The following is a 21,842-nucleotide window of genomic DNA, read 5'->3' as shown; positions in this document are numbered from 1 at the left end:
ATAAGAGTAAGCTTATACGCTAAAAGTTCAGAGAGAAAGCCATAAATTTAGCGTCAGATTGTGCATATATGCACACAAAAAAAGGCGCTTCATAATACAAGCGCCTTGAGTCGGGGGGAGTGTAAACTAATTTTTATAGAAGTAGCTGTCCTTGGTGATGCTAATTTTGGCATCTTGCTGCGACTCTATCGTGAATTGGATTGGAGTCCGTTTACCTTTTAGCTCATAGCCATCAGCGGTGACCGTTACAGGGATTAATGCCATGTCACCGCCAGCAATATGCGTTGTCATTGGGGCTGTTAATTTCGCATCTGGTAGCCCCTTTAAGCTCACGGTGTAAGTTAAATCATGCTGTGTTTTGTTTATGACACTTAAGGTGTATGGGTTCTCGACTAACCCCTCATAGTTAACACGATAAAGCGCATTACGGTCGCGAATGACAGAAGCTTCTATTGGTGTACGATTAAATGCCCAAATCACCATTGTGACTACTATCAATACGGTAATGGCACCATAACCCACTATTTTTAACCTAAATGGATTCGACTTTTTACCCGCTTGTTGATGCTCACTTTGATACTTAATCAAATCTGGCTGATAACCGAATTTATTCATCGTTTCGTTACACGCATCGATACATAAACCACAGTTAATACATTCGTATTGCAGGCCATTACGAATATCAATACCAGCAGGGCAAACTTCAACACATAAATTACAGTCTACACAGTCGCCGAGCCCAAGCTGTTTTGGGTCTTCTTTGCGTTTACGACGACCCCTATTTTCACCTCGTTCGCTATCATAGGTGACGACCAGTGTATCTTTGTCAAACATAACCGATTGGAAACGAGAATATGGACATGCCACAGTACACATTTTTTCTCGCAAAAAGCCCGCGTTTCCATAGGTACAAAGTGCGAATAAGAATACCCAGAAGGAAGTAAGGCCAGTCCACTCAAGCGTAAACATGTCTAGATACAGCTCTTTTGCAGGTATAAAATAGGCCATAAATGAAGTGGCAGTAAACATCGAAATTATCAACCAAATAGCGTGTTTGGCCGTTTTCTTAGCGACTTTTTTGCTATCCCAGTTTGATTTGTCCAACTTTATTCTTTGGTTGCGAGTCCCCTCCACTCGGTGCTCAACCCAAGTGAACATCAGCATCCAAATTGTTTGTGGGCAAGTATAACCACACCACACGCGACCCAGCCAAGTCGTGACAAAGAATAAAGCAAAGGCACCCACCATAAAAATCCAGGCTAGAATCATAAAGTCTTGAGGGAGAAAGGTGGCACCAAATATCCTAAATTGCTGCTTACCAAAATCAAGCAAGATGGCCTGCTGCTCGTTGTACGGGATCCAAGGAATGAGAACGAAAGTTAACATTAAAAACCAACCAAGGTTTCTTCTTATTTTTTGGAAAAAACCTTTTTGCTCTCTGACGTAAATAGGCCCTTCTTGTTTATAGGGCTTAATGATCATGTCTTCTTCTTTGATATCAAACTTCATGTTATTTGCTACATTGGTAATACACGAGTTTGATATTGCAACTTTCAGACCAATCTGAAAGTTTATAACGCGTTGATTTTTATTACATTTGTTTTTATGATATTTTCAATATCGCGAAATATCACGGATAGGCGCGAAATATCACGAAAGTTTAGCAATTTTTAGTTTTTTCATTTTCGACCTTAGCGTACTTTCGGGTAGTCCTAACTTATCAGCCGCCCCGTTGCTGCCAGCGATCTTCCAGTTACTTATTTCTAGCACTCTTAATATGTGCTCAGCTTCCGCTTGCGCTAAAGTCAGTTCACCGTTTTCAGATTTATGCTGCTCAGTAGCGTTAAGTGCTTGAGATAAATCAAGTAAACGACCTTTAGATAATATCGCTTCGCGCTCCAACACGTTTTGAAGTTCTCGAATATTGCCTGGCCAATCATAACGCTGTAACGCATGAATAGCCTTTTTTGAGATCCCGCGTAGTTGCTTACTCAGCTTTTTGTTGAGCTGCACGATGAGGTTGTTGGCCAATACGGGTATATCCTCTATACGCTCTCGTAGTGCTGGCACTCGAATAGGAAAAACGTTTAAACGATAATATAAATCCATTCTAAACCCTCCCTCTTCGACCATTTTCCACAAATCTCTGTTGGTCGCCGCGACTATCCGTATATCTACTTGGATCGACTTACTTCCCCCTACACGCTCAAACTCTCGCTCTTGTAATACACGTAATAACTTGCTTTGCGCTTCTAGCGGTAACTCACCAATTTCATCTAAAAATATTGTCCCTTTATCCGCCAACTCAAAACGTCCTTTACGTTTTTCATTCGCTCCAGTGAATGCACCTTTTTCATGTCCAAACAACTCAGATTCGATCAAAGTTGGTGAAAAAGCAGCGCAATTTACTTTAACGAAAGGTTGCGATGAACGCTCACTAAGGCGGTGCAGATTTCTGGCAACAAGCTCTTTACCCGTGCCATTTTCCCCTAAAACCAATACCGTACTGTCGGTCTGACTAACCAGCTCTAGCTGCGCCAACATGGCCTGAAATATTGCGCTACTGCCCACCAAACCCGAGTCTTGCCAATTTTCATTTAATGTTTCTAGCAGGTAGGCATTTTCATCTTTAAGTTGCTCAGTAAGTACTTGAACTTTATTTAGCGCCTCTCTTAGGGCATTTTCAGTTTTGTGCTGTTGCGATACATCGCGAAATATCGCGACTGCACCGATAATTTGCTGATCTTTAAAGATTGGGGTTGAAGTATATTCTACAGGGAAACAGCTTCCATCTTTACGCCAGAACACTTCATTGGTTACCTGTCGTGTTTTACCATCAAACATCGTTTTGTAGATGTTACATTCATCAGCAGGATAATCACTCCCATCTGCATGACTATGATGATGGTACTGATGTATTTTCTTCCCCAAAAGCTCATCACTTTGCCACCCAGTCATACGCTCTGCGGCCGGGTTTACAAAAACAGCGTTACCAGAAAGGTCAAAACCATAGATCCCCTCTCCAACCGCATTCAATAATAATTTAGGGTCCGCCAAAAAGTGTTTGATAATAGACATAGCAATCCTCGCGATATTTCGCGAGGATTATATAACCATAGCCTTTTATTGTCAGCCATGAGTTTTGCTTAATAATCAGCATCGTCACAACAAACATGCATTTTTCACCCATGAAAGTGTAAAATGAGAGAAAGCTTATAACTTGAGTAACTGCGTGGACAAATCAACTTATATTCCCAGCGCGTTTCTGGACGACATAAAAACCTACTTACCAGATCACCTTAGCATCGAAGACTTTATAGATAAGTGCCAGTCTCCTTTACGCCGAGCAGTCAGAGTCAATACCCTAAAAATGTCTATCACGGAATTCTTAGCCTACTGCGAAAAAAGTGATTGGCAGGCAGAGCCGATCCCATGGTGTGAGGAAGGGTTTTGGATATCAAGAAGTGAACAAGAAGAAACTAATCTTGCTATCGGCAACACAGATATCCATTTAAGTGGCTGCATCTATGTCCAAGAAGCAAGTTCTATGTTGCCGCCAACAGCACTTAAATCGACTATCTGCAGTGATGATATTAATTTGGATATGGCGTCAGCACCGGGCTCGAAAACTTCGCAACTCGCGGCTTATATGGATGGACGCGGCGTACTAATCGCTAATGAGCTATCATCATCTCGACTCAAAGCGCTTGCAGCAAATATGAAACGTATGGGCATACGAAATGTTGCGTTGTCTCACTTTGACGGCTGTATCTTTGGCGATTATATGCATGAATGTTTTGATAACATCTTGCTTGATGCGCCATGCTCTGGAGAAGGCACTGTTAGAAAGGACCCAAACGCCCTTAAAAACTGGTCAATTGAGTCTAATGTTGAAATTGCACAAGTGCAGAAGCAACTGATAGACAGCGCATTTCAAGCCTTAAAGCCAGGTGGTACCTTAGTGTATTCAACTTGCACATTAACACCGTTGGAAAATCAGCAAGTATGCCAACACCTCATTGATAATTATCCTCAAGCAGTAGCAGTCGAAAACCTGTCGACCTTATTTGAAGGTGCTGAAAAAGCAACAACGTCCGAAGGATACTTGCATGTGTGGCCTCAGCTATATGATAGCGAAGGGTTTTTCATTGCTCGATTTAAGAAGTTACACTCTGTTGCCGTTAAAAACCCAAAACAGAAAAAAGGGGCTTTCCCTTTTGAAGAACTAGACAAGAAAACCACTCAACTATTGTTATCCGTCCTAAAAAAACAGTTTGGTATTGCCCAACTTGACGGTAAGTTGATGCAGCGCGATAAAGAGGTGTGGCTATTTCCTGACAACTTTGAAGCAATCCAAGATAAGATCAAATATTCTCGTATAGGGATTTTAATCGGTACTACCCATAAAAACGGGGTAAGATTAGAGCATGAGTTTGCCACTACTTTCGGTCACTTAGCGTCTAAAAACACTTTAGCACTAACAAAAGAGCAAGCAAAAGATTACTTTAATGGCAAGGATATACGCCTAGATGAAGTTACCAAACTAACGGGAGAGGTGATCCTCACGCTATGTGGCAGTGCCATCGGGTTAGGAAAATGGCAAAAGAATAAAGTTAAAAACAGTTTGCCTCGGGATTTAATTAAAGACGGCCTGTTGATAACTTGGGTATAACCTGAATATACCCTTTTGATATTTTTAAGACCAATTATGAATATAAATAACAACTCTTTGTTTTATATAAACTTAATAAATCATTCATTTATTTGTAAAAAGAATGAAAGGTTAACTAAACTTAACAGTACTTTCTACTTCTCCCTACAGTCTTAGAAGGTGTTTTTAGTTAGCGCACGGCTCAATCTTGAGCCTTTCCCTAGGCCCAGAACTTAGCAGGTAAGTTTCTGGGCGTTTTTTTATCAGGCTAATTAGGTCAACATTTCGAGTTCTGTGATGATCTGCATCGCTGCTTCATTACTGTCACCGCACACATCTTCCATTGCCTTAAATTGCAAACACACCTGTGGGCGCTCTGGCTGGTTAAACAGTTTACACAGATTATTTTCATCTAGTTGAATACACCGCTCCCCCGCAGGTTTACCATTTGGCATACCGGGAATGGGGGTTGAAATACTTGGTGCTATACAACAAGCGCCACAACCAAGCCTACAATCCATTCTGTTTCTCGCAATTTTGACAATAAGTGGTGCATTTTATCGAAAAATCGACTACACGTAAAAGCATCAATCGCTTTTAAGAATGTAACGATAAATTTAGGTACGCAAAGCTTTGTTACATATTCAGTCTGGATTTAAACACCTCGACATAATTATTCGCGTATTCTTAAGCTTATCGATGATCTAGAGCCGTTAATCTGGGTCATTAAAAATCATTCAACAGGAAGGATTTTAACGTGGCTAGTAAAAAACAAATAATTCTACCAATTGCCGTTCTTGCGGTGGGAATTGCAGCGGCTGTTGCCATGTCTGCAATGAAACAACCTCCAGAAGAGAAGAAAGAAGAAATAGTACATCCTCTCGTACAGGTTCAACCTATTCATATTGACCAAGTTAAGCTTAACGTATCGTCATACGGTATCGTGATGCCAAAATACAGTACTGAGCTTGTTGCTCAGGTCAGTGGTCAAGTCATTTCATTGTCTGACAAGTTTGTCAAAGGTGGCTTTGTCAAAGAAGGCGACGTGCTTGCTCGCATCGACCCGAATGACTATGAAGCGTCGCTGATTGAAGCTGAAGCGGCTTTAGCACAAGCCAGCTCAGCACTAGAAATAGAACAAGCTCAGGTGCAAGTAGCAAAAGCAGAATGGCAAAGGATTAAAGCAAACGCTAACGAAAAAATACCTTCCGAGCTCTATTTAAGAAAACCTCAGCTCGCTGAAAAGTTAGCAAGCTTTAAAGCTGCTCAGGCTGCAGTGAAAAGAGCGAACCGAAATTTGGAGCGTACTTACATCAGAGCGCCTTACGATGCGATTATAGAGTCTCGTACCGTAAGCCTTGGTAGTGTAGTCAATCCCGGTAATGGCTTTGGTAAACTCAATGCGACATCTGTTGCGGAAGTACGCCTCCCTGTTGCCGATAATGAATTGAAATACTTACCGCAACAAGGTGTTGGCACCGATGTCGTGATCACAGCAGAAGTCGCTGGTCAACCGATGAGTTGGAAAGGCGAGATCGTCCGCAGTGAAGGTGTTATCGATAACAAAAGTCGCATGACCTACCTTGTTGCTCAAGTCGAACAGCCTTATTACAACAACGCAAAACCACTACGTTTTGGCGCTTATATCAATGCTGATATTCAAGGTTTGTTAGTGCAAAATGCCACTATGCTTCCTCATCACTTAGTGAAAGAAGGTCGCGTTGCAACATTGGATGATGATAACAAGCTGAGCTACAAAAAGGTCAATATTATTAGAGAATACAATGGCATGGTCGTCGTTGATAACGGCGTTGAGTCAGGCCAACAGGTCATTACTTCAGCGCTGGACTATCCTTCTGAAGGAATGCAACTACGTACAGACAATACTCCTTCGCAAAGCGCTAACACCCAATTGGCGCTCAAAGAGGAGTAAGGTTTATGCATAGTCAAAGCACAGAAAAAGGCTTAATTGCTTGGTTTGCACGTAACCCAGTTGCAGCAAACTTATTGATGATATTTATTATTGTGGGCGGCTTGCTTACCGCGTTTTCGATCCGCAAGCAAATGTTTCCACAATACGATAGTAACTGGATAAGTGTTCAAGCTGTGTATCCGGGCGCGGCACCTCAAGAGGTCGAGGAAGGGATCACGATTAAGATCGAAGAATCCATGGAAGGTCTCGAAGGGATCAAACGCTTGATCACCTACTCTAATCGCGGTTACTCGCAAACTTGGATAGAAGTAGACGAGCAGTACAACACCAAAGAGGTACTCGACGAAGTCAAGATGCAAGTGGACTCCGTCTCAACTTTCCCATCTGGAATGGAACGCCCTATTGTACGTCACGACAAGGCAACCCAAGAAGTGATGTGGTTGTCACTCAATGGCGATTTAAGTCCCCATGATCTTAAAGAGCTTGGTAATCGCATTCATGAAGAAATGCTGTCGTTACCCGGCGTTAACCTTGTGCGTTTTGATGGTGGCCTGAACTACGAAATTTCGGTTGAGATAAGCCCGGATAAAATGCGCGAGTACGGCCTAAGTTTTAGAGCGATTTCGGATGCTGTAAAGAGCTTCTCAGCGAACATGTCTGCCGGTCAAATTCGCTCCGAAAATGGCTATATTTCAATGCGAGTTGAAAATCAAGCCTATCGCGGTGACGAGTTTAGAAAACTCCCCTTACTAACACTACCAGACGGCGCACAGGTTAGCTTAGGCGATGTCGCCACTATTAACGATGGCTTTGAAGAAGGACTTCAATACTCTAAATACAATGGTAAGAACTCACTGGTTTATGAAGTTAGCGCGTCAAAAGACCAAGACATCACCAAAGTTGCAGATATCATTAAGAACTATCTTGAGGCAAAGAAAGGCTCATTACCACAAGGCGTAGAACTTGAGCCTTTTATTGACTTGACCTATTACCTCAATGGCCGCCTTAACATGATGCTAGAAAATATGGCGTTAGGTGGCGTATTAGTTATGCTAATGCTTGCTCTATTTTTACGTGTGCGTTTAGCATTTTGGGTCATGATGGGGTTGCCAGTTAGTTTCTTAGGTGCATTTCTAATGATGCCAATGGGTTATTTAGACGTAACGATTAACTTAGCCTCACTGTTTGCCTTTATTTTGGTGTTGGGGATTGTCGTTGATGACGCGATAGTCGTCGGTGAATCCGCCCATGCAGAAATAGAAAAACATGGTCATAGCCTCGATAATGTCGTTCGTGGTGTAAAGCGTGTTGCTATCCCAGCCACTTTTGGTGTGCTTACTACTGTTGCTGCTTTCTTACCGCAAACATTAGCAACCGGCCCAACGGCAGCATTTTCTAAAGCAATTGGTGGCGTAATAATTCTTTGCTTACTATTCTCTTTGGTTGAATCCAAGCTGGTTTTACCTGCGCATTTAGCAGCGATGAAAGACAAACCAAGCAACCCTAAAAATCCGTTCCATCGCCTCCGGGAAAAAATGGATAGCGGCCTTCAATCTTTCATTGAAAACACGTACCGCCCATTCATTGTACGCTGTATTCACTACCGTTATACCGTTATCGTTGGCTTTTTAACCATTTTAATTGTCAGCGCGGGGATGTTTGCTGGTGGCTTAGTGAAGTTTGTTGCTAACCCAAAAATCCCACATGATTTTCCACGTATCTCGATTGATATGAACTTATCTTCGTCAGAAAACGCGACGCTTGAGTCAATTCAAAAAATTGAGCAAATGGTACTGAAAGTCGACAAAGAAATTGAGGCTGAGTATGGCAAGAAAATGATCCGTGATTACATGGTGAATATGAATGGCCGCACAAGCGCAAATATTATGGTGATCTTGGTTGAACCAGATGCACGCCCAATCGATACCTTTGCACTCAGCGCCCGCTGGCGTGATGCAATGCCTGCACTGCCTGGTGTTAAATCGCTAAACATTCAAGATAGCATCATGAATGGTGGTCGTGATGACGGAGATATTAGCTTTAGATTAGAAGGTAAACACAAAGAAGAGCTTCGCGAAGTCGCACAGAAACTAAAAGACAAGCTAGCAACTATTGAAGGTGTTGGTGATATCAATGACTCTATGCAATCAGCAACCGATGAAGTGCAGCTTGAGCTTAAACCATTAGCGTATAGCCTTGGACTGACATTGGCGGATGTTGCATCTCAAGTAAACTTCAGTTACTACGGCCTTGAAGCACAGCGTATTTTACGTGATGGTGAGGAGATCAAAGTAATGATCCGTTACCCTAAAGAACATCGTGATGCCATTAGTGACATTCAGGACGTGCGTATCTTAACGCCTCAAGGTGCAGAAGTGCCGTTGGTAGAAGTGGCTGATGTAAAATTGGTTGATGGTGTTAACCGAATTCGCCGTGAAAACGCCAAACGCACGATTAATGTTTGGGCATCAGTTGATACCGAAATCGCCCAACCATTTGAGATAGCAAAACAGGTTCGTGACGAATATCTTCCTAGTCTATTAAAGAACTACCCTGGCGTTCAGAGTGCAGTGGCGGGTCGCGTACAAGAAGAAATGGACAGTGTTGCTGAGCAAATTCGTGACTTTGCCCTGTCATTAATGATTATCTTCGCACTACTGGCAATTCCACTACGTTCTTATTCTCAGCCTGTCATCATCATGTCTGTGATCCCATTTGGTGTGGTCGGCGCGGTATTCGGTCATATGATATTGGGAATGACAATGAGTAGTTTGTCGTTCTTTGGTATTATTGCCGTGGCAGGGGTTGTGGTAAACGACTCTTTGGTTATGGTGGATTTTGTCAATAAAGCACGCGAAGAAGGTATCGATTTAAAAGCCGCGGCCGTCGAGGCCGGATGTAAACGCTTTAGAGCAATCTTGCTCACTTCGTTGACCACCTTTATCGGACTTGTACCAATCATTATGGAAACCAGCCTGCAAGCTAAAATTGTCATTCCAATGGCGGTATCGCTTGCGTTTGGTGTGTTGTTTGCCACGGTGATCACCCTAGTACTTATCCCTTGTCAATATGTGGCACTTGAAGATGTTAAACGCGTTGGCCGCAAATGGTTTAAAGGTAAAGACTCGGCTGATAGCCAACAAACGACACCGGAGCTAAATTCTAATACTCACTAAGTAACAAATTACTAGCCCACAAAAAAGCTCGGAAACTTCCGAGCTTTTTTATTTTTTATACCAATTCGCTTAATTAAGTGATCTATTTTGAGGCGAGAAAATCTTGTCGATAACCAGGCGAAAATTTTGCTATTTAGTTATTCTAAATGAGAAATTTTTAACGCAGTTAGCGTCAGATTTGCTCCTTCAAATTGAGCAAGTATTAAGACTAATTGGTATTACAGATGTTACTGACTGTAATGCGCAAAAAAGCGCTTTACTCTATCCATTGCAGGCTGTAAATCATCTTTATGTGGTAAAAACACTAATCTAAAATGATCCGCACTGGGCCAATTAAAAGCACGTCCGTGGACGAGTAGAATTTTTTCTTCTTTGAGCAGGTCCAGCACCATGCGCTCATCATTCTTAATATTAAACCGCTTCACGTCGACTTTTGGAAACGCATAAAGCGCGCCCTTTGGCTTTACACAGCTTATCCCTTCGATATCGTTTAAACCTTTGAACGCAATATCACGCTGTTCATACAAACGCCCACCCGGTTCAATGAGTTGGTCGATGGATTGTATGCCTCCGAGCGCTTGTTGAATGGCAAACTGTGCAGGAACATTGGCGCATAATCGCATAGACGCAAGCATTTCTAAGCCTGTGATCAAATCCCGCATCACTGAATGCTTACCACTGATCACCATCCAGCCCATGCGGATCCCGGCCGCACGATAGGTTTTTGCTAAGCCGTTAAACGTGATAACTGGGATATCATCACAAAGACTCGCAATTGAAAAATGCTCCGCATCGTCATATAAAATCTTTTCGTAGATCTCATCACTCAGTACTAATAGCTTGTGTTCTCTGGCAACGTCAATTAATGCTTCGAGCAATGCTTTGTCATATACAGCACCGGTCGGATTATTTGGGTTGATCAGCACCAATGCCTTTGTCCGACTTGTGATTTTACGCTTGATATCTTCGATATCTGGAAACCAGTCTTGCTCTTCATCACAAAGATAATGCACTGGATTACCGCCTGATAATTTAACAGCGGCCGTCCATAACGGATAATCTGGTGCGGGGATCAACACTTCGTCACCATCATTGAGTAAGGCTTGTGCGGTCATTTGGATCAATTCACTGACGCCATTGCCAATGAAGATGTTATCGACACTAATATTGGGAAAGCTTTTTTGCTGATAATATTGATACACGGCAACTCGGGCAGAATACAATCCTTTTGAGTCGCAATACCCCTGTGCAGAATATAAGTTTTTTATGATATCTCGGTGCATATCTTCTGGCATATCAAAGCCAAATGCCGCCGGATTACCAATATTTAATTTGAGGACTTTCATGCCCTCGTCTTCCATTTTTCTTGCTTGATCCAATACTGGACCACGAATATCGTAACTCACCCCGTTGAGCTTATTACTTTTTGTTATTTGTAGCATCTATAACCCCCTCATTTTGCTCAAGCATATATCACAATGCCGTCAAAATTCTATGCTTGTGATAACTTTTTATGCTTCAAAAAAGCAACTTACAAAATGAAGTGATTAGAGTGGGATAAATAAGCGCAATTTTAAATAAAAAAGGCCGTATAAACGACCTCATTTCCGCTCTTTGGCTGATGCCGGATTTAAGATTGAGCACTCACCCACTGCTGCAGTTTCGCTTTTGAACCTGCAACTTGTGCTGCCAGCTTCTCAATAGAGTCATCAACAATATCCTGCTCCCCTTGCATGAGGGCATGCTCAATCGTCTTTGCCAAATCGCTCAAACTAGCAGCTCCAAACTGGGCAGCATTAGATTTCAAACTGTGAGCATGACGAATGGCAGCTTCTTGATCCTGATTCAAATTCAGCATCAACTCCGATTCTAACCGCTCGAATTCAGAACAACAAAAATGAACCGTATCTTCGAATTGCTCGCCCAGTAACATTTGCATGTTTTCTAGGGCACCTTCATCTATTACGATGCTCATAATTTTCCTTAAATTTAATATTCTATTACTTATGCTAGCCAAATCTGGTTTCTTGTGCAAAGTAAATGCGGGCAAGATATGATAAAATACGACTTATATTTAGAAACACCTCATTAAACATGAAACGTAATACCTGTCCAGTCTGTCAGTTTCCCACAAAAACTTGCGTATGCTCCTATATTGGTAACGTGATAGCAAATGCGACTCAAGTTATTATCATGCAGCACCCGAGCGAAGTAAAAGTCGCCAAAAATACCGCAAAGCTCCTCGCCTTGCAGTTAGACAGTTTTGCACTGTATGTTGGAGAAAATACCAGTGACTTTGAAGAGTTGATTAACTTCTGCAACGTAAACCATGTTGCATTGCTCTACCCAAACAGCCACGCTAAGACCTTAACTACAGAGTATAACCACTCTCAAAAGCTTGATGCCATCATCTTATTGGACGGTACTTGGAAGAAAGCCACTAAGCTTTATAAACTCAATCCGTGGCTAAGCCAGTTGCCCAGTTTCCAGTTCGATTCGGTCAATGCAAGTGAATATACTATTCGTAAATCTAAACATGAATACAGTTTATCAACACTTGAAGCGGCAGCTCAATTTCTCGAGATTGTAGATCAATGCGAAACTTCGGTTCTCTACAAACTTCAAGCTGGTATGGTGAAAGAGCAGATGAAGCGAATGCCTGATGATGTTAAGGCTCGATATTAAAGGAAGAAAATGCCAAGCTCGAGACTACAGCGCGGATACACTCGTCGAGGACCCGATTATCGATTCGGCGATCAAGTTGATTTCAGTGAAATCAAACAGACCTTTGGCTTTAAAACCATGACCATTGGTCATTGGGTTACGCCCGAAGAAACCCGTTTATCCGCCAATTTAATTTATGATGCCCTCGCAGATCTAGCCCAAATACTACAAGTACCACCAGAAGTCATTGGCCTTCGGGGAACACTTAATTTTGATTTTGGCACAGGCGGTCAACAAGGTGTTCAAGCGCATTACGCAGCAAATACAAGAACACTCGCCTTGGCAAAAAATGCTGGTGGTGGCGCACTTGCCCACGAATGGTGGCATGCATTTGATCACTATATTTGCCAGCATTTAATAACTCAGCCAAAAAAGTCTTTTACATCATCAGCTTGGTTACTTTCTACCGAAACCGTATTACACCCTCTGAACAATGCTTTAGCAACGTTTTTTGCGCATACCTTTCTAGATGAACAACATCAAAAACCAAATCGGTATTTTCATACCGCCAAGATTGCCGATAGCGCAAACAAACAGATTTATTACGCACTGCCCGAGGAGCTAACAGCTCGGATGTTCGAGGCCATTATTGCCTACCACAGCGATATATCAAATTCATTTTTGGCCGCGGGAATTAAAGGTTCAGAGCAAGAAAAACTGGGGATTTACCCAAAGCGCAAACATAGAGAACGATGCGCTGAGCCCATTTTTCACTACTTCAGCGAACTAGGAAAGATTTTATATCGCCGGCATAGGTGACTTTACTTAGCCAACTCTTAAATTCAGTGAGCGGCAACGGACGTGAAATAAAATAGCCCTGTGCAAAGTCGCAGCCATAGGCCTGCAAACGAATGTAGCTATTGATATCCTCAACCCCTTCAGCCACCACCCTTGAGCCTAAACTGTGCGCCATATCACACGTCGCTTTACATATTGTTTGGTTGCTCTTAGATGTCTCGATATCCATCACAAAACTTTTATCAATTTTAAGTTCATCAAATCCAAGTTTACTCAAATATGCAAGTGACGAATATCCAGTACCAAAATCGTCTATCGCCACCTTTACGCCGATTGAACGATAATCATCTAACACCCCTTTAAGTTCTGCTTCTTTTCCTATCGTTACAGATTCCGTGATCTCTATCATTATTTGAGAAGGTGCGAGTGATAATTCATTGATAAGCGTAATAAGCTGTACCGACAACTCTCTTCTACTCAAGTCACGACCTGATACGTTGATTGAAATAACGTGCTCAGGCAATAACTTGGTTATCTCGGCTTGATAATGAAGCGCATGCTCAATCACCCATTCGGTGATCTCGTAAATTTGCCCTGAAGACTCCGCAATCGGAATAAATTCGTCAGGTGGTATGTAACCAAGTTCAGGGTGAAGCCAGCGCAGTAGCACTTCCGAGCCAAATACCCTGCCAGTCCTGAGGTCTACCTGCGGCTGAAAGAATAAACTGAACTGTTCATGTTCTATCGCACTTTTAAGAAACGAGGTGAGCTTTAATTGTCGCTCAGTCGAGATAGAGCTTTCAACATCAAATAGATGCCAACGTTGACCATTGTGTGACTTAGTATTAAGAGCCTGCAGCGCACGCTGGATAAGCTTCTCTGTGGATTTTGCATGCATTGGATAATTCGCAACCCCAACCTCTAGACTATCGACAATCTGCGTGTCTTTATAGCCAACCCCTTCTTCGAATACAGCTGATAAAATACATACATATTGCTCAACTTGACTGACCTCTATTTTACCATCAAGCACGATGGCAAACACTTGGTCTTCTAGGCGGTAAATAGGTGTGTTTCCTTTATTTGCAACGGCAGCGCTACCATAAGTATTGATTTGCTCAGAGACCTCTTTGAATAACTTATTGATGTGCTGATTTGCAAAGGTTAAGCCAAAACTCAGTCTTATTGATGGCAGGATCAGTGGTTTAAAAAGCAACAATGTATGCGCTTTATTTTGCTCCTCAAGCTTAGCGAGCGAACCAAACAGGGCGAATTTATTGGGCAGTGCAGTCTCTTTATCAAACTCAGCATAATGAATATACATACGCCGCTTTTCCGCATCATGCCAAACCACAAACAGTAGTAAGAGCATTAAATGTAGGCTGATCAACACATGGTTTACAATTGATATCTGCTCACTTGGCTGTATTAATTGACTCCCAGCAAAGCCAATTAGTACCGCCACCATAGGAGACCAAATTGCGCAGCAAAAATAGACTTCTTTACGACTGTCTTTATCTTGGCTTACCAAAATCATCGTACTTAATACAATTGCACCAATAACCATTATGGACTGAAGTGCAAACGGTAAATCCACTTTCGCAAACGCCACAATGACACCGCTGAGTAAGTAGATATATGCGGTCGTCTTGATGGTTAGCTTTATCTTTCTATCAAGCCTATTTTTAGTAAGGAAATGATGAAAAAACAAAAGGCTGAAGCCGAGTGCAAAACACACAAAGCTGCCACTGTAATGTAAAAAATGAATGCTATTTTGGTAGCTGAAAAAGATATCAGCGAGTCCTTTATGGGTGACGTAAAGACAGGCTAATGACAGCAAATAACCACCAACCGAAAGCAGGCTTGCGCGTTTCGAAATGATACCGGTACTGAGCATGAAAATACTCAATAAAAACATTACCCCCAGAAACAACCCAGTTAAAAATAGATGAGCATTGGTATCTTCTATATAAACTTCATAAGGTTCAATACTCACTCTTGACAAGGAAACATAGGGTGATTGAACTTTAACAATGATCGTCTCAATATGGCTATTTGCATCAATCACCAGGTGGGGTGAAAAATGGGATAACGATGTATGATTGTTACTTGCGGGAATTTGAGTTAATTTTCCAATAGGGTCTGTGGTAAAAAACTCCACACTACCCATGGATGGACGTGCGACTGTTAGCACTTGGTCTGACAGATCATCGCGAACGAGGCTTGTGATTCGAAGCCAAACCGCAACGCCCTTTGGAATAATTACCGTTTCTTGCGATACACTAAACTGGGCCTCGGAAAAGTCACCATAGCCTACTGAAATTAAAGGTCTTGCTTCTACAGTTTCTGCGGCCAGCTGCGTTTCAGCAGTAGCCCACATCGCAAAGATGCAACACACAATTATCGTAAACACCAGCGTGGCATACCTAGCAGCGCTAAGCCACATACCCATTCTCCTTGAGTCACTTTGACGGTGATTTATCAGCCTATTCGTTATGCAAAGAACCAAGCGTTAACGTTCAAGAAAAACACCAACTCGAAAATATTGGCCTTAAGCTTCTCTTTGCAAATCAGGAAGCAACGTCATTCGCGCACTAATACCAGTTGTATTAAGTAAATGATCTATTTTGAAGCAAGGAAATAGCTTTAGTAGCAAGGCAAAAATTTTGCTATTTAGTTGATCTAAATGAGAAATTTTTAACTAAGCTAATATGCTATTTCACCCTTCAAATTGATTAGAGAATTAATTCAATTGGTATAATACCTATTTCACTTTGTCTACTGCTGTCATTCGCATGACGCTTTCGCCGACAACATAAAAAACGCATTACAATAAGTATGGTTTGGATCGAAGCAAATGCAAAAATATTATTGAATTTAAATCGTTATGGCTATTTGATGGGGAATCAAAAATGTAAAGATGGCATGCCGTTTAGGTAAGTTGAGGGACTAGTCTAAACTCGGAATAACAACTTGTGCTCAAGCAGCTGTTATTCCCAAGCTAAGCGTCAGATTTGTTTGTAATAGGCCAACTATTTACACACAAATCCTCTCGCCCACCTATTCAATTAACTGTCGTCACTTATACGCGAAGCAACCGCACTATTTTGATCCTTATATTTGGCGTCTTTACGCTCGTTATAAGGGAATTGCGCAGCACTTGTCATCGTTTCAAAGCTCATCGCACCTATTTTCATGTTTGGCCTAAGTGCCAAAGGCAACTTACCTGAGTTATAGAACTCTAATACGATGTTTCCAGACCAACCGGGATCAATACGATGCGCAGTAACATGAACCATTAAACCTAGCCTAGCCAGCGACGAGCGGCCATCTAACCAACCAACAAGGTCGGCAGGTAGCGTTACTTTTTCATACGTCATTGCCAGCGCCAGCTCACCAGGGTGCAAGAAAAACGCTTGGCCATCTTCTAACACAATTTCGTCACTCATGATGGATTCCATCGCGGCATTGATCTGATCTTTAGGGCCACTGAGATCAACGTAAGGCGCGGCATGGTCCTGAAACACTCTAAACTTGTTACCCAGTCTTAAATCCACAGTAACGCCTGAAATCATATCTGGCTTAGGTGTAGGTTCGATGATTATGCGTTGTTGTTCAATCGCTTCTCGAATATGGGTATCCGATAATCTCATTCTTAGTCTTCCGTCATCACAATCTCAACACCCGATGTTGAGTCTGATTGGTAATATAACATACTGGCAACCAGTTGGGCACAATCAACATAGTGATCTGCTATACCATGATTGTCAGTCTTACTTTCTGAATTAGGCTCACGGACTGTGGCAATGATATCTTCGCCCTGCTCCGTTGCTGTTCTGATCTGTTCGTTAAGCGGTACTTCCGCGAGCAGAGGCACACCATAGCGACTCGCCAGCGTGGTGCCACCAGAGTGACCAAAAATATGGTTGCGACTACCACATTGCTCACAATTGAAGTAACTCATATTTTCGACCAAACCTAAAATAGGGAGCTGCACTTTTTCAAACATCGCGATGCCCTTCTGTGCATCTGCTAGCGCCAAGGTCTGCGGTGTAGTGACAATCACCGCACCACTGGCTGGCACTTTTTGCGTCATAGTAAGTTGGATATCTCCTGTGCCTGGTGGCATATCAACAATCAGATAATCCAGCTCACCCCAATCCGTTTCATTTAACAATTGAGTAAGCGCTTGAGAAGCCATTGGTCCTCGCCAAACAGTGGCGTCCTCTGCTGGGACCAAAAAGCCGATAGACATAGCTTTAATACCCGACTTTTCAATTGGCAGTAGGGTTTTATCATCTTTCGCCTGAGGTTTTTCATCCTCAAGAGCCAGTAAACTAGGTAGCGAAGGGCCATAAATATCAGCATCTAGCACACCAACTTTCGCACCTTGAGCACGTAGCGCATACGCCAGATTAATCGCAGTGGTAGACTTACCCACCCCGCCCTTACCTGAGGCAACAAGAATAATATGTTTAATGGCTTTAAATTTTGGTCTGCCGACAACAACGACTTTCGATGTCACCTCAACGGGCTTGCCTAAGTGTTGCTGTAGATAACTAGCAACATCTTGGTCGCATTGGATGGCAAATGGAAAATTTATTTGTACTTGAATTTGCGCCTTTGATTCTTGTGTTTTGATCACCCAATTTGCATCAATGCCCACTGGTAATGCGGCACTACGATAGCCATTTAAAAGCTCAATGATTGCCTGTTTGGTGTTTTTTCCCTTGGCAAACCATTTTTCCAGTCCAAACATACAAATTAAACTCCTCTGGGTGATGAAAATAGCCACGGAATTATGTAACATTCAACTCATTAAAACCAGTCAATTCGCGGTTCATGGTCTGAACTAAGGTGAGTCACTAAGCACACTTGTCCATTCAAGTGTTAACTCGGTGAATAATCAACCAATTCAACACCATCAATTAGAAAGATCGCGCTAAATTCATGGAATCGTTATGACGAAGAGAAAAATTCTCATTACCAGTGCATTACCATACGCAAATGGCCCCACACACTTAGGCCACTTGCTGGAATATATTCAAACCGATATTTGGGCTCGCTTCCAAAAGCTACAAGGCCATGAAGCCTATTATGTATGTGCGGACGATGCGCACGGCACGCCAATCATGCTCAATGCACAGAAGCAAGGTATCACGCCTGAAGAAATGGTTAAGCAGGTGAGTATTGAGCGTCAGCGTGACTTTGCAGACTTCAATATCGAATTTGATAACTATCACAGCACACACAGTGACGAAAACCGTGAACTAAGCGAGCTAATCTACACTCGTTTAGACGAAAAAGGCTATATCAAAAAGCGCACGATTTCACAGTTATTTGACCCAGAGAAAGGCATTTTCCTACCAGATCGTTTTGTTACTGGTACTTGCCCGACTTGTAAGTCTGAAGATCAAAATGGCGACAGCTGTGATGCCTGCGGTGCAACCTACAGCCCAACAGAGTTGATTGAGCCAAAATCGGTGATGTCTGGTGCGACACCCATCTTGAAAGATTCAGAGCATTACTTCTTTGACTTACCTGCATTCGAAGACATGCTAAAAACATGGCTACGCTCAGGTAGTCTGCAATCTGAAATGGCGAACAAGCTAGACGAATGGTTTGCAGACGGCTTGCAGCAGTGGGATATCAGCCGTGACGCCCCCTATTTTGGTTTTGAAATCCCAGGCGCGCCTGGCAAATATTTCTATGTTTGGTTGGATGCACCAATCGGTTACATGGCAAGCTTCAAAAACCTTTGCGAGAAACAAGGCCTAAACTTTGACGAGTTTTGGGGCGAAGGCTCTGACGCCGAGCTTTATCACTTTATCGGTAAAGACATCATCTACTTCCACAGCCTATTTTGGCCTGCAATGCTTGATGGCGCTAATTTCCGTAAACCAAATAACGTATTCGCTCACGGTTTTGTCACCGTGAATGGCGCTAAGATGTCTAAGTCAAAAGGCACTTTTGTAAAGGCTCGTACCTACCTTGAACACTTAGACCCTGAATATTTACGTTATTACTACGCGGCTAAAATAAACAGCGGCGTTACGGATTTAGACCTCAACTTAGAAGATTTCGCGGCACGCGTAAACTCAGACTTAGTGGGCAAAGTGGTAAACATCGCGAGTCGCTGCGCAGGCTTTATTACTAAGAAATTTGACGGCAAGCTAAGCGGCTCTATTATGGACGAAGCGCTACTAACTAGCTTTGTTGCTGCAAAGGATTCAATCGCGACACATTTTGAAAACCGCGAATACAGCCGCGCAGTGCGTGAAATCATGACCCTTGCTGACAAAGCAAACCAGTTTATTGATGCCGAAGCGCCTTGGGTGCTTGCAAAGAATGAAGAGACACTTGAGCGTGCACATCAAGTGTGCTCTATGGGTCTTAACCTATTCCGCGTACTACTTACTTATTTAAAACCTATCCTTCCAGGTATGGCGAAAAATGTAGAAGCTTTCTTAAACACTGAGCTAAGTTGGGAAAGCGTTGACAACGCCCTTGTTGATCATGAAATCAATAAGTTTAAGGCACTTATGCAGCGTGTTGAACTTGATAAAGTGAATGCGATGATCGAGTCGTCTAAAGAAAGCCTTGAAAAGAAAGTGGGCGGTCAATCTGTAGCAGCAGATCCGAATAGCCCACTTGCCAAAGAGCCAATCGCTGCGGAAATCGAATTCGATGATTTTGCCAAAGTTGATCTGCGTGTCGCAAAAATTGCTAACGCAGAGCATGTTGAAGGTGCAGATAAACTGCTTAAACTTACGCTTGATTTAGGTGGTGAAACGCGCCAGGTGTTTGCTGGCATTAAGTCTGCTTATTCACCTGAAGATCTTATCGGCAAGTTAACAGTAATGGTTGCAAACCTAAAACCTCGCAAGATGCGTTTTGGTATGTCAGAAGGCATGGTGTTGGCTGCAGGCCCAGGTGGTAAAGAAATTTACATCTTAAATCCAGACGAGGGCTCACAGCCTGGCATGCGAGTGATGTAATCACCCTATTACTTGTATACAAATAAAGGCTTCAATTTAGAAGCCTTTATTTTTGCTCAGATCAAACCTTCGCGCCAAATTTCATTATCGAAAATTAACCAAACCGCGACCAGATACAAACAGCCGCCGTAAAACCGATTCAACCATTTATTATAATTTGGGTTATTCGACACTCGTGCCAACAAGTCGCCAGCTTTAATCCACACCAAATGCACCGAAATGTTGAGTATCGCAAGCCATAACACCAGAATTAAATTGCCCAACGCGCCGAAGGTATCATTTGCTTGCTCACTAAAAAGCGTAAACATAATAAAGACTAATACCCATCCTTTGCTATTCAATATTTGCAGCAACGCCCCATCTACAAAGCCTAATTTTTTGCTATCATTTGCTGAGATGCTCTTAGTCGCGGCAAAAAACTTCGTTGCCAGATAAATAAGGTAAATTGCACCTATCAATTGCATAATATTCAAAGCCATGGGGTGAGACTCAACGACTTTGCCGAGGCCATACCCCACCAGCAGCGACTTTAGAATATACACAATGTCAACTCCGGCCAAGAGTCCTAATGATCGCCTCACTCCGACATTGGCACCTGATGCGGCAAATACGATATTTGCAGGTCCTGGACTAAAAACTAACGGGAACATGGCACTAAACCAAATGATAAACAAACTCATGCTTGAAACTTCTCCTTTGTGAAAGCACACAAAGTACAGAAATTGCAAGGCATGTTCTTGTACAAAATTGAAATAAGCCAAAGGCCTAGATATCAGCACCTGTAATTAGACGGTGATACCCCATATGCCCGCTTAAAGTTTCGACTAAAATGGCTTTGATCATAAAAGCCACAGGTTAGCGCCGTGTCTACACACGTCATGCCCTTAGCAAGCAGCAGCTTGGCTTTTTGGATTTTAATTTGCAGGAGGAATTGGTGTGGAGTCAGGCCAAATGCAGAATTAAAGCCTTTAATTAATTGAAACCGGGTGCTGTCCGTTAAACACTCTAACTCATCGAGTGAAATATTTTCTTGCCAGTTCTCAAAAAGGTAATCTCTTGCACGAAACACGCTGTGAGTATCAATAAAAGCAGTGTTTTCAGGGTTTGTCACTGAGCCATACTGAGTAAACACCTTTTCTAAAGTCATCAGCAACAACGACTCTTTTGTCAGTGTGAAACTGGCTTGCTCCATGGCTTGATGAAGCTGCAATAAACCTAAAAATAGACGATTATCATCAATGATGGTGCGATTAACAATGGGCTCTAAGTGCACACTCATATTGTCAAAAAGTCGCTGTAGAAATGCGAGATCAAAATAAAACATTCGATAGCGCCACCCACTTGGCACACCAGGGAATCCGGTGTGCACTTCAGAAGGATTGATAGCAACAACGTGATGTTTAGGCACAATTAACTTTTGCCCGCCATAGAGAATACCTTCAGCACCTTCTTCTATCACGCCAATGGCCAACTCATCATGCCAATGTTTAGCAAACTCAAACTTAGTATATTGTGCTGATAAAAGCTCGACACCCTCAACAGACTTGTCTTTCCAGATTTTAGACTTTTCCACGTGTAACTCTACTACATTGATTTACCTTGTTTGGTCACCCTTGACTACT

Annotated in this window: 16 protein-coding genes; 6 read left to right on the top strand and 10 right to left on the bottom strand. The window is 42.5% G+C overall.

Features of this window, described 5'->3' with window-relative positions; genetic code table 11:
• Positions 1-126 precede the first annotated feature (126 nt).
• The gene (gene ccoG, locus GSF04_RS13005) at positions 127-1,509 is read right to left on the bottom strand and encodes a cytochrome c oxidase accessory protein CcoG (protein ID WP_211859734.1); all 1,383 of its coding nucleotides are present in this window, start codon (positions 1,507-1,509) and stop codon (positions 127-129) included.
• Positions 1,510-1,650: 141 nt separating this feature from the next.
• A complete protein-coding gene (locus GSF04_RS13000; protein ID WP_211859733.1) occupies positions 1,651-3,078 on the bottom strand; it encodes a sigma 54-interacting transcriptional regulator in 1,428 nt (475 codons plus the stop codon).
• Positions 3,079-3,232: 154 nt separating this feature from the next.
• Here GSF04_RS13000 and rsmF point away from each other — a divergent pair, with 154 nt between their 5' ends.
• Positions 3,233-4,672 (top strand): 16S rRNA (cytosine(1407)-C(5))-methyltransferase RsmF, encoded by a 1,440-nt coding sequence (gene rsmF, locus GSF04_RS12995; protein WP_211859732.1) that lies wholly within the window; start codon positions 3,233-3,235, stop codon positions 4,670-4,672.
• A 251-nt stretch (positions 4,673-4,923) separates the two neighbouring features.
• Here rsmF and GSF04_RS12990 read toward each other — a convergent pair whose 3' ends face one another.
• Positions 4,924-5,172 carry a YkgJ family cysteine cluster protein gene (locus GSF04_RS12990; protein WP_010371625.1) on the bottom strand — a complete coding sequence of 83 codons (249 nt, stop codon included), beginning with the start codon at positions 5,170-5,172 and terminating at the stop codon, positions 4,924-4,926.
• Between the two features lie 236 nt (positions 5,173-5,408).
• Between GSF04_RS12990 and GSF04_RS12985 the strand changes: the two genes are divergently transcribed.
• The gene (locus GSF04_RS12985; RefSeq protein WP_211859731.1) at positions 5,409-6,584 is read left to right on the top strand and encodes an efflux RND transporter periplasmic adaptor subunit; all 1,176 of its coding nucleotides are present in this window, start codon (positions 5,409-5,411) and stop codon (positions 6,582-6,584) included.
• A gap of 5 nt (positions 6,585-6,589) precedes the next feature.
• A complete protein-coding gene (locus tag GSF04_RS12980) occupies positions 6,590-9,760 on the top strand; it encodes an efflux RND transporter permease subunit (protein ID WP_211859730.1) in 3,171 nt (1,056 codons plus the stop codon).
• A gap of 227 nt (positions 9,761-9,987) precedes the next feature.
• Here the strand turns inward: GSF04_RS12980 and GSF04_RS12975 are convergent, their stop codons facing one another.
• The gene (locus GSF04_RS12975; protein ID WP_211859729.1) at positions 9,988-11,202 is read right to left on the bottom strand and encodes a pyridoxal phosphate-dependent aminotransferase; all 1,215 of its coding nucleotides are present in this window, start codon (positions 11,200-11,202) and stop codon (positions 9,988-9,990) included.
• 188 nt (positions 11,203-11,390) lie between these two features.
• A complete protein-coding gene (locus tag GSF04_RS12970) occupies positions 11,391-11,735 on the bottom strand; it encodes an Hpt domain-containing protein (protein ID WP_039495682.1) in 345 nt (114 codons plus the stop codon).
• 65 nt (positions 11,736-11,800) lie between these two features.
• Here GSF04_RS12970 and GSF04_RS12965 point away from each other — a divergent pair, with 65 nt between their 5' ends.
• The gene (locus GSF04_RS12965; RefSeq protein ID WP_349251740.1) at positions 11,801-12,445 is read left to right on the top strand and encodes a tRNA-uridine aminocarboxypropyltransferase; all 645 of its coding nucleotides are present in this window, start codon (positions 11,801-11,803) and stop codon (positions 12,443-12,445) included.
• 9 nt (positions 12,446-12,454) lie between these two features.
• Positions 12,455-13,243: a CLCA_X family protein gene (locus GSF04_RS12960; protein ID WP_211859727.1), complete on the top strand. Its 789-nt coding sequence runs from the start codon at positions 12,455-12,457 to the stop codon at positions 13,241-13,243.
• Here GSF04_RS12960 and GSF04_RS12955 read toward each other — a convergent pair.
• From GSF04_RS12955 to apbC, 3 genes are all read right to left on the bottom strand, one after another.
• On the bottom strand, positions 13,203-15,668 hold the full coding sequence (locus tag GSF04_RS12955) for an EAL domain-containing protein (protein ID WP_211859726.1): 2,466 nt from the start codon (positions 15,666-15,668) through the stop codon (positions 13,203-13,205). The genes GSF04_RS12960 and GSF04_RS12955 overlap by 41 nt on opposite strands.
• A 622-nt stretch (positions 15,669-16,290) precedes the next feature.
• Positions 16,291-16,875 (bottom strand): dCTP deaminase, encoded by a 585-nt coding sequence (gene dcd / locus GSF04_RS12950; RefSeq protein ID WP_010371648.1) that lies wholly within the window; start codon positions 16,873-16,875, stop codon positions 16,291-16,293.
• Between the two features lie 2 nt (positions 16,876-16,877).
• A complete protein-coding gene (gene apbC / locus GSF04_RS12945) occupies positions 16,878-17,981 on the bottom strand; it encodes an iron-sulfur cluster carrier protein ApbC (RefSeq protein ID WP_193521791.1) in 1,104 nt (367 codons plus the stop codon).
• Positions 17,982-18,183: 202 nt separating this feature from the next.
• On the opposite strand from apbC, the gene metG reads away from it, so the two are divergent.
• Positions 18,184-20,220, top strand: coding sequence for a methionine--tRNA ligase (gene metG, locus GSF04_RS12940; RefSeq protein ID WP_211859725.1), 2,037 nt, complete (start codon positions 18,184-18,186; stop codon positions 20,218-20,220).
• A gap of 56 nt (positions 20,221-20,276) precedes the next feature.
• Here the strand turns inward: metG and GSF04_RS12935 are convergent, their stop codons facing one another.
• Together GSF04_RS12935 and GSF04_RS12930 are read right to left on the bottom strand one after the other, a co-directional pair.
• Complete coding sequence (locus GSF04_RS12935; RefSeq protein WP_211859724.1) at positions 20,277-20,900, bottom strand: LysE family translocator; 624 nt, start codon at positions 20,898-20,900, stop codon at positions 20,277-20,279.
• A 92-nt stretch (positions 20,901-20,992) separates the two neighbouring features.
• Entirely contained in the window at positions 20,993-21,793 is an 801-nt protein-coding gene (locus tag GSF04_RS12930; RefSeq protein ID WP_211859723.1) for an AraC family transcriptional regulator, read from the bottom strand.
• Positions 21,794-21,842 lie beyond the last annotated feature (49 nt).

Source organism: Pseudoalteromonas sp. A22 (assembly GCF_018141345.1).
Classification (GTDB): domain Bacteria; phylum Pseudomonadota; class Gammaproteobacteria; order Enterobacterales; family Alteromonadaceae; genus Pseudoalteromonas; species Pseudoalteromonas maricaloris.
Note: the sequence above shows the minus strand (reverse complement) of the source record. Positions and strands in the feature narration are given on the sequence as shown.

Excerpts from the sequence above, each read along its gene's own strand:
- GSF04_RS12965 (WP_349251740.1), top strand. The coding sequence starts at position 11,801 with ATGCGGGCAAGATATGATAAAATACGACTTATATTTAGAAACACCTCA.
- GSF04_RS12990 (WP_010371625.1), bottom strand. The coding sequence starts at position 5,172 with ATGGATTGTAGGCTTGGTTGTGGCGCTTGTTGTATAGCACCAAGTATT.
- GSF04_RS12980 (WP_211859730.1), top strand. The coding sequence starts at position 6,590 with ATGCATAGTCAAAGCACAGAAAAAGGCTTAATTGCTTGGTTTGCACGT.
- ccoG (WP_211859734.1), bottom strand. The coding sequence starts at position 1,509 with ATGAAGTTTGATATCAAAGAAGAAGACATGATCATTAAGCCCTATAAA.
- GSF04_RS13000 (WP_211859733.1), bottom strand. The coding sequence starts at position 3,078 with ATGTCTATTATCAAACACTTTTTGGCGGACCCTAAATTATTATTGAAT.
- GSF04_RS12960 (WP_211859727.1), top strand. The coding sequence starts at position 12,455 with ATGCCAAGCTCGAGACTACAGCGCGGATACACTCGTCGAGGACCCGAT.
- GSF04_RS12970 (WP_039495682.1), bottom strand. The coding sequence starts at position 11,735 with ATGAGCATCGTAATAGATGAAGGTGCCCTAGAAAACATGCAAATGTTA.
- GSF04_RS12975 (WP_211859729.1), bottom strand. The coding sequence starts at position 11,202 with ATGCTACAAATAACAAAAAGTAATAAGCTCAACGGGGTGAGTTACGAT.
- GSF04_RS12935 (WP_211859724.1), bottom strand. The coding sequence starts at position 20,900 with ATGAGTTTGTTTATCATTTGGTTTAGTGCCATGTTCCCGTTAGTTTTT.
- apbC (WP_193521791.1), bottom strand. The coding sequence starts at position 17,981 with ATGTTTGGACTGGAAAAATGGTTTGCCAAGGGAAAAAACACCAAACAG.
- GSF04_RS12955 (WP_211859726.1), bottom strand. The coding sequence starts at position 15,668 with ATGTGGCTTAGCGCTGCTAGGTATGCCACGCTGGTGTTTACGATAATT.
- dcd (WP_010371648.1), bottom strand. The coding sequence starts at position 16,875 with ATGAGATTATCGGATACCCATATTCGAGAAGCGATTGAACAACAACGC.
- metG (WP_211859725.1), top strand. The coding sequence starts at position 18,184 with ATGACGAAGAGAAAAATTCTCATTACCAGTGCATTACCATACGCAAAT.